The organism is Acetobacterium sp. (genome assembly GCF_036508315.1).
Taxonomy (GTDB): Bacteria; Bacillota; Clostridia; order Eubacteriales; family Eubacteriaceae; genus Acetobacterium.
On sequence record NZ_DATCHP010000016.1, the window covers coordinates 1 to 8,202 of the forward strand.

The window sequence follows — 8,202 nt, forward strand, 5'->3', positions numbered from 1 at the left end:
CTTTCCATGATAATTTATTCGATGAATATTCGAAAATTTTGTCTGGCCCCTCGCATATTACTAATAAAATGAAAGAAATCTGGACTTATATGGGAAGCTTTTTTGAAAACGGGGAAAAAATACGAAAGAAAATAAATAAAATACATCACAGGGATAATTATGTTGATATCGTAAATAAAGTTTTTGATGAGCTTGTTAATGAACTCAAATAAATGCCGGGGACTGCTTTTTGAAAAAAATAACACTTAAACTTGTATCAATACACATTAAGGACTCACCCCAGGCTGTCCCTCTCGCTGCTGCTTCACTAAAAGCACAGATCGATTCAGTTCCCTCCATAAGCCAGGGGCTTGATGTATCATTTCATGATTACTATGTCGATAACTCTGCAGATTTTATATCAGAGGACATATGCAGAAATATTCCGGATATGGTCGGTTTCTCTACGTACCTGTGGAACAGACACATTGTACTGGAAACCTGCCGTATCATAAAAGGGAAATTCCCGGCTGTTATGCTCTTTGCCGGTGGCCCAGAGGCAACAGCACTTCCTTTAATACTGCTGGATAGCGCACCGTTTGACTTTGTCATTAAAGGTGAAGGTGAGATCGTACTGACAGAAGTAATGAACAGGCTACTAAACGGTGATACACTTGAAGACATACCCGGGGTCTTTTTAAAAGGTGCAAAGCTTAATCCGGGGAAAGACCAACAGCCCGTCATGGACCTTAACTCCCTGCACTCGCCTTTTCTTACTGGAACAATTGATCCCTGCAGGTATTCCGGCTTGTTGTGGGAACTCTCCCGCGGCTGTCCTTTTAAATGCGGTTTCTGTTTCGAATCACGGGGTGTGGCAGGCGTAAGGCAGATCTCGTCAGATCGTATCCGGAAGGAACTGGAGCTCTTCGAAGAAAAAAAAGTAAACCAGGTATTTGTACTGGACCCGACTTTTAACAGCGACATTAAGCGTGCAAAAAAAATTCTGCGTATGATTCTTAAAACTGCTCCGCTGATTCATTTTACTTTTGAAATAAGAACAGAGTTTATAGACAGTGAAATCGCGAAGCTCTTTGCTAGGGTTCACTGCAGCCTCCAGATTGGACTTCAAAGCGCCCATCCCGAAGTGCTTGCCAATGTAAATAGAACAATCGACACCGTTAAATACGCTGAAAAGATAGCGCTGCTTAACAAAGCCGGTGCAATTTTCGGGCTTGACTTGATCTACGGGCTCCCGGGCGATACGCCCGATGGATTCAAACAGAGCCTGAATTATGCTCTGAGTCTGCAGCCGAACCATCTCGATATTTTCCCACTGGCTGTTATACCGGGGACTGCGCTTTATGATAATGCAGAATCCTTCTTGCTGAACTCTCTCCAAGATGCTCCTTACACCCTTATCTCCTCGCCGGGTTTTTCAGAAGCAGGAATGGCTCAAGCCGAATGTCTGAAAAATGCCTGTGAAATTTTTTACAACCGTGGGGGCGCTGCGGGCTGGATGTTCATGGCACTGGAGACCCTCGGCATTAATCCCTCTGACTTTCTTTCAGATTTTGCAGTGCATTTATCATCATGCGAACAGCCTTTTGAGCTCACAAGAGAGGAGATTACTGTTATGCAATCCTCTTTTGTAAAGGAGCAGTTCGTAAGGCATAACAGAAAAAACCTCTTCCCTGTAATGGAGGATATCATAACAGTTCACGGCGCGCTGAACCGTTCGCTTTATGCAGGACCACTCGTGACAGAAGGGGAGAGCAGGTTTAATGATGAAACCATTTTCTGTTTATCACCCGGAACTATTTCTCTTTCCTTAAAATATGATTTCGATGAACTTATGACAGTCGGCGAACTTACATTTGAAGAGTTCCTTGATCACTATTCCACGCAGAAAACATACCTGGTTATTTATAATTGCGGCGGCGCTGTTAAAACACTGATAATAGATCGCACTTTAAACAGGCTGCTGGATTCATTTAAAGGTATCGATTCACTTAAGGCAGTCTGCGGAAAGGAAAATATAAAAGCCCGGAAGAAGATTTATGAATTTCTTGAATTTGCAGTTAAAGAACAGATGATCCATGCTATGTAATTCCCTTATTCCACCTCTGTCATTCCCGCGAAGGCGGGAATCCAGGAAGTTTAAAAACATTAAATAGAACCGTTGTCCCCATTATTTTCTTATTTTCAATACCTGTGTGATTGATGAAATCTTCAAAAAAGAAGCACGCAAAATTTGATCGGGCTGCTTGCTGTGGGTAACGTTTTGCCTGATTGGCATATAGCCTGATACTGCTATCACCTGATGCGATGATGACCTAAATGTCCCGCGAGTCCACACGAAGCGACACGAAAAATTGGGTGCTGTTGTCCCTAATTAATTATCAAGATATATATATCAAATATAAATTTAGAATATGTGAAATATGTTATTGATAATTAAGGCTATATATGATACATTCAACGCATATAATGAATATATATGCGAGGTATTATGATTAAAGAGACAAAACATGAGCGATTTAAAAGGATTGCAGGAAAAAGGACTAACGATGTTCTTGATAAGATAAGACTTCTCGGAAATTGCGCAAACAGGAACACATATGAGTATTCCAAAGATGAGGTAAATAAGATTTTTAATGAAATTGAAAAAAATTTAAAAATTGCCAAATTGAAATTTCTTCCCGGTGGTAAGCAGAGGTTTGAATTATGAAATATGATTCGGAAAAATAAAAAATAATGCTAAATTTCCTTTTAAAAAGGAGAGACATTGACCAACAATAATACTTTTTCAAATAAAGAAATTGGTGTTTTATCTGTATATCTCCTTGGTGGTGAATCCAAATACATCGATACAGAGGACATCGCTTTTAAGGCAAACGAGCTTGCACCTGGAAGGTTTTTATGGCGAAAGTATAAAAATCAAATCAATATGGAGGTTGTTAGAAAACGATTATCTGATGCGAAAACAGATGGGGATTTACTTGGTTCATATAGTAAAGGGTGGATACTCAGTGAAAAAGGGCTGCAATATGCAAAGGAACACATCAAAGCGCTAAAAAACACCGATTTATCAAGAGCACCAATGAACAAAAAAGAAATGATTTTATACCATCGTGAAAAAGAGCGTATGCTCGCAAGCATTGCATATGAAAAGGTAATATCCAATGAGAGCGATTACATAACGCCTAAAGAGGCGGAAGATTTTTTTAGGGTAGATGATTATGTAACAGGAGCAGCGCGTAGGGAAAAACTTATTCGAATTATCAACACATTTGGAGATGATCTTGAACTGTCTCAAGCAATAAAAATCTTGTCAGAAAAGGTGAGGAAATTATGAGAAACGAAGCTTTTGCTGAAGGGAAAATATATGTAAAAAGTCATGTTCCCAGAGATCTTTTGCAGAATGCCGCTCTATTTAAAAATGAAAAACTTGTTATCTGGGAATATGTTTCTAACGGCCTTGAGTATATTGACGATGGAACGAATCCTGTTGTTAAGGTTATTCTTGACAGTAATGCAAAGCGTATAGTGATAGATGACAATGGTCGTGGGATGGACTGGAAAGGTTTGAATAATTTTTTTATCATGCATGGTGAAAACATTGATAGAGCAAAAGGAAAGCCAGGACGCGGACTTTTTGGAACAGGCAAATCTGCGGCATTCGGCATTGCTGGCGTTTTACGCATAACGACTATTCAAAAAAACAAAAGATCAATTGTAGAGCTTAAACGCAAGGATGTAGAGGCGTTGAAATCTGAAGACCCCATACCTGTCAAAATAATAGAAAAAGAAGTTCCAACCTCTCAAAGAAACGGTACACGAATAGAAATTGAAGGTATTTATCTAAAATCTTTAGATCAAGCTGCGATTATAAAGTATATTGAACGTCATCTAGCTAAATGGAAAAACGCCACTGTATTTGTTAACAATCACGAGTGTGAATTTACTGAACCACCTATAGCGGATATAAGGACATTTTCCCCAGAGGGAGAAATTAAAAGTAAAATCGGTGATGTAAAACTCACTATAAAAATTGCAAAAGCACCTCTTGAAGAAGATCTGAGAGGTGTGTCTATTTTTTCAAATGGGATTTGGCATGAAACCACTATGGCCGGTAATGAAGGGCGAGAAATGTCTCTCTACATATCCGGAGAAATAGATGTACCATTGATCGATAATGACAACTCACCATTTCAATCATATGATTTAAGTCGCAATATGCGTTTAAACCCGAGCAATGAAACTGTTCAAGCGTTGTATGCTTTCATAGGCATAAAGATTGACGAGGTAAGAAGAGAGCTTGTAAAAGCTGATAAACTCAGAAAACAAAGCGAGGAAGCAAAAAAACTGAATAAACAAGCAGAAGAAATTGCACGTGTTATAAATGAAGATTTTAATGCATTTCGGGAACGGATTTCCAAAGTAAAGGCTAAAAGCGGTACAGGATTTGATTTTGGTGCCCCTTTTTCTTCAGCACACGGTGATGAAAATAACGAAAAAATGATTCGTGGTGACGATGAACCTGCAAGAGAAGTTTCACCTATTGGCAATCCTGGTTCCTCTGAAGGAACCAGATCAGGTGGTGATGAGCCTAGGCTATTAGAGCCTCAAATTGAGGAGGCATCTGATGATGAAACAAAAAAAGGCAAAAGAGTGGGAAGTGCGACAAACCGCTCTGGTGCTCGTGGTGGTTTCAAAGTAGATTTTGTGTCAATGGGCTCTGAGGAAAATAGGGCAACATATGCAAGTATAGAGAGAACGATTTATATCAACTTAGACCATCCTCAACTTGTTGCAGCGAAAGGTAATGGAACCATCGAGGAACCAACATTTAAGAAGCTCGCATATGAAGTAGCTTTTACTGAATATTCAATTGCCTTGGCCGCCGAATTAAATTCTAATGGAGATTATATAGATATATCCGAGCCTATTCTTGGCATCAGAGAGACAATCAACAGGGTGGCTAGGAAGATAGCATATTTCTATTCAACTTAGAGGAGAGAGTTTTCATCAGAAGATGCAATTAGAGATGACTTTTTCAAAATCATGGAAAACTGGTGAAGTTCAGTTGCCTGGATATGATAAAGAACGATATGTTCAGGTAACTGCCAAAGATGCGGTAACCGGAAAAAATTTTACTGTATATTTAAAAAATATTAGTGAGAATAAAAATGGAATTGTTGGGACGGAAGTTGATAAAAATGGTTCTTTTGTTAAAGACAATTTGTTTGATGGAAGAAAACATATAATTCTTAAGGGTGCTATACTAAAACAACAAGAAGTAAGATTAAATCAAAGATATGGCGAGCTGGAAGTACCTTGTCAAACAAGAGGAGAGGCAATTGTACCTGAAAAAGAGGAAACAGCCCCTCAATCGACAAGCGAAATTACAGAAATATCTCTTAACATCGCAACAAAACCAATGAATATAAACAAAAACGACTACTCAAATTTGTTTATAAAAATAAACAATCTCACCCTATCTGTCCGCACATTGAACTGCCTCATTAATGGAATTAGATTAACATATATTGGCGAATTGGCGCAAAAAACTGATTTCGAATTGATGAAGATTCGAAATTTCGGACGGAAATGCTTGCGTGAAGTCAAAATAATCTTATCTGAACATGGATTACAACTCGGACTAATAGTTCCTGATTTTGACACATTACGTTATGAATATGAACATATGCAGAGTATTGACGATATAGAAGATAACTCTAAAGAAGATAAGATTGATAGAAAATCGTATTTAAACTTGTTCAGTAAAGTCAGCGAATTGCGCCTTTCATGCCGTTCATTGAACTGCATGGAGAATACTAAGATTGTATATGTTGGTGATCTTGTAACGAAAACAGAATATGAGTTACTAAAGATAAAAAATATGGGACGTAAATCAGTCTGCGAGATGAAATCAAAACTATCCTTTATGGGGCTTCACCTTGGCATGAATTTACCCGAGTGGTCACAAAAAAATGTAGAAGAAGAAATAAAATTGTTATCCGATGAACTCGAGATGCACAGGAAAAACAATGCACAAATGTTTTTACCGGATATTATGCATGCTGATTTTTTAGAAGAGGAGCTGATACATTTTGTCGAAATGTTTTCGAAGGAGAAAAACATACCGATTATCAAAAGTTTTTTGGGATTTGATGGCAAAGGGAAAAAGACTTTGGAATCTACCGGTGAAGAATTTGATATTACTAGAGAGCGTGTCAGGCAGATTACTGAAAGGTTTTTGAAAAATATCAACCAGTCAGGAATTATAAAAAATATATACTTACCAATTTGTAAGAATATTGAAAAATATATAATGAACAGATTGCCAGCTGATGCTGATATGATTGAAATGGAGTTGATAGAAAAAGGGTTTACAAAAACAAATTTTAATCTTGAGGGAATTCTTGAGCCTATTAAGATTTTAGGGGGAAAACAACTTTTTAATATTATAAAACATGGTCGGAAACGTTTGGCAATCAGATCCGGAGAAATAAAGAATGCTAATTTGATTATTCATCTTTCAAAAAAGTTAATTTCACGTTACGGCATAACGAATGTTGCAGAAATAATCGAGCAAGTGTTTCAAAAAACGGGACGAACTCTTACTGACAAATATGTAATTTCTATTTTATTATTATACAAGGATTTCCATTGGCTAGACGAATCAAAAGGCTGGTTTTGGATAACAACTAAGAGAAACCGAGTATTAAATATAATCAAAAAAATACTCTCTGTCTGTGAAAGCATTAACATACATGAACTACGAGCTGGGATTGGAAAATCTTACAGGATGGGTTGTTTCATACCAACCACTAGCGTACTTCTTGAATTGTGTAAACAGATCCCATGGTGCAGGGTAGTGGGTAATATGATAACCGCGAATCCGCCAATCAAAGTTGAAAATGCCTTGGGAAATAATGAATTGACAATGTATCAAATCCTTAAAGAACAAGGGCCATTGATGGCAACAGGCGATTTCGAAACTGCATGCTTAGATTTTGGTTTACCCAGAAGCAGTTTTTATCAATACCTGTCTTATGAACCAATATTAAATAGATACACAAGTGGTGTGTATGGACTCCGAGGTGCAAATATATCACCTGGGCTTGCAGAATCTATTGCACCGATAAAAAAGAGAGAATCTTCAGTGTCTGATTACGGTTGGACAAAAGAAGGCAATATATGGATTATTCGCAAGCTATCCCCTTCTGCGATTCACAGTGCTGCAGTTGGCATCCCGACCGCTTTGAGTCAATACCTCCAGGAATCTTTTATGTTGAAATCAGTTGATGGAACTAATTTTGGAAATTTGCAAATAAAACATAATTATGCTTCGGGCATTTATAGTTTCTTAAAGCGTAGCGGTTGTGAAGCAGGGGATTGCCTTGCTCTGAATTTTTATCTGGCCAAGAAAGAAGTGGTTGCTTATATTGGAGGTGAAGAAATACGGGATGATTTTATTGCAAAAATGTAGAACGTATTCTGCGCGACTGGACCATAAATGATACATTCGTTATATAATATATAAGGAGGACAAAAGATGAAAAATGTAGAGATGAAAATGGAAGACAATATCCTGATGATTAAGGTTGATCTAACCAAAGAATTTGGTCCCTCGGCATCGGGGAAAACCATTATCATTGCCTCAACGGAAGGGAATATTTCTATTCCTGACAAGGAAAACATTAAGATAGGATTGAACGTTTATAAGAAAAAGTAGTTTAGTTCTTTACGAGCGAACTGTTGTACAAATTCTAACTAACGCAAAGAACAGATTAAAATGCCGATCCACATAATTCCAGTTGATAAACTCAGTGCCGAAGCCTTACACGGCGTTATCAAAGAATTCATTTCCAGAGACGGAACTGATTATGGTGAATTTGAGGCTTCCGTGGAAAAAAAATTCGGACAGGTAAAACAAAAACTGGAAAACGGTTTGGCCGTTCTTATTTATGATGACGAGATGGAAACCACCAATATATTCCGGCATGACGACCCGGTCTTAAAAAAGCTTGGTAAATAAATGAGGGCTCAAGTTGAATCGTCCTGTATCGAATCGGCATCTTAGAGATTGCCACAGCGCCTGAGAGGCGCTTCGCAATGACAGGACGAATAATTTATTTTCTGGATTCCCGCCTGCGCGGGAATGACAGCGGAGACTGAAATTGCAGAAGAAAGACTCTTACCAAAGCATTCTACGCG

The 8,202-nt window shown here is 38.1% G+C and carries 7 protein-coding genes and 1 pseudogene; all 8 read left to right on the forward strand.

Features of this window, described 5'->3' with window-relative positions; translation table 11 throughout:
* Window positions 1-212: pseudogene (locus VIK44_RS02205) on the forward strand (diguanylate cyclase); the annotation flags it as partial.
* Between the two features lie 17 nt (window positions 213-229).
* Window positions 230-2,086, forward strand: coding sequence for a B12-binding domain-containing radical SAM protein (locus VIK44_RS02210; RefSeq protein WP_331552216.1), 1,857 nt, complete (start codon window positions 230-232; stop codon window positions 2,084-2,086).
* Between the two features lie 402 nt (window positions 2,087-2,488).
* Window positions 2,489-2,707: a hypothetical protein gene (locus tag VIK44_RS02215; RefSeq protein ID WP_331552217.1), complete on the forward strand. Its 219-nt coding sequence runs from the start codon at window positions 2,489-2,491 to the stop codon at window positions 2,705-2,707.
* 57 nt (window positions 2,708-2,764) lie between these two features.
* Entirely contained in the window at window positions 2,765-3,334 is a 570-nt protein-coding gene (locus VIK44_RS02220) for a hypothetical protein (RefSeq protein WP_331552218.1), read from the forward strand.
* Window positions 3,331-4,992, forward strand: a complete 1,662-nt coding sequence (locus tag VIK44_RS02225; protein ID WP_331552219.1) for an ATP-binding protein — start codon at window positions 3,331-3,333, stop codon at window positions 4,990-4,992. The genes VIK44_RS02220 and VIK44_RS02225 overlap by 4 nt, the downstream gene beginning before the upstream one ends.
* A gap of 34 nt (window positions 4,993-5,026) precedes the next feature.
* Entirely contained in the window at window positions 5,027-7,474 is a 2,448-nt protein-coding gene (locus VIK44_RS02230) for a DNA-directed RNA polymerase subunit alpha C-terminal domain-containing protein (RefSeq protein ID WP_331552220.1), read from the forward strand.
* A gap of 66 nt (window positions 7,475-7,540) precedes the next feature.
* Window positions 7,541-7,720 carry a hypothetical protein gene (locus VIK44_RS02235; protein ID WP_331552221.1) on the forward strand — a complete coding sequence of 60 codons (180 nt, stop codon included), beginning with the start codon at window positions 7,541-7,543 and terminating at the stop codon, window positions 7,718-7,720.
* 60 nt (window positions 7,721-7,780) lie between these two features.
* On the forward strand, window positions 7,781-8,023 hold the full coding sequence (locus VIK44_RS02240) for a YheU family protein (RefSeq protein WP_331552222.1): 243 nt from the start codon (window positions 7,781-7,783) through the stop codon (window positions 8,021-8,023).
* Window positions 8,024-8,202 lie beyond the last annotated feature (179 nt).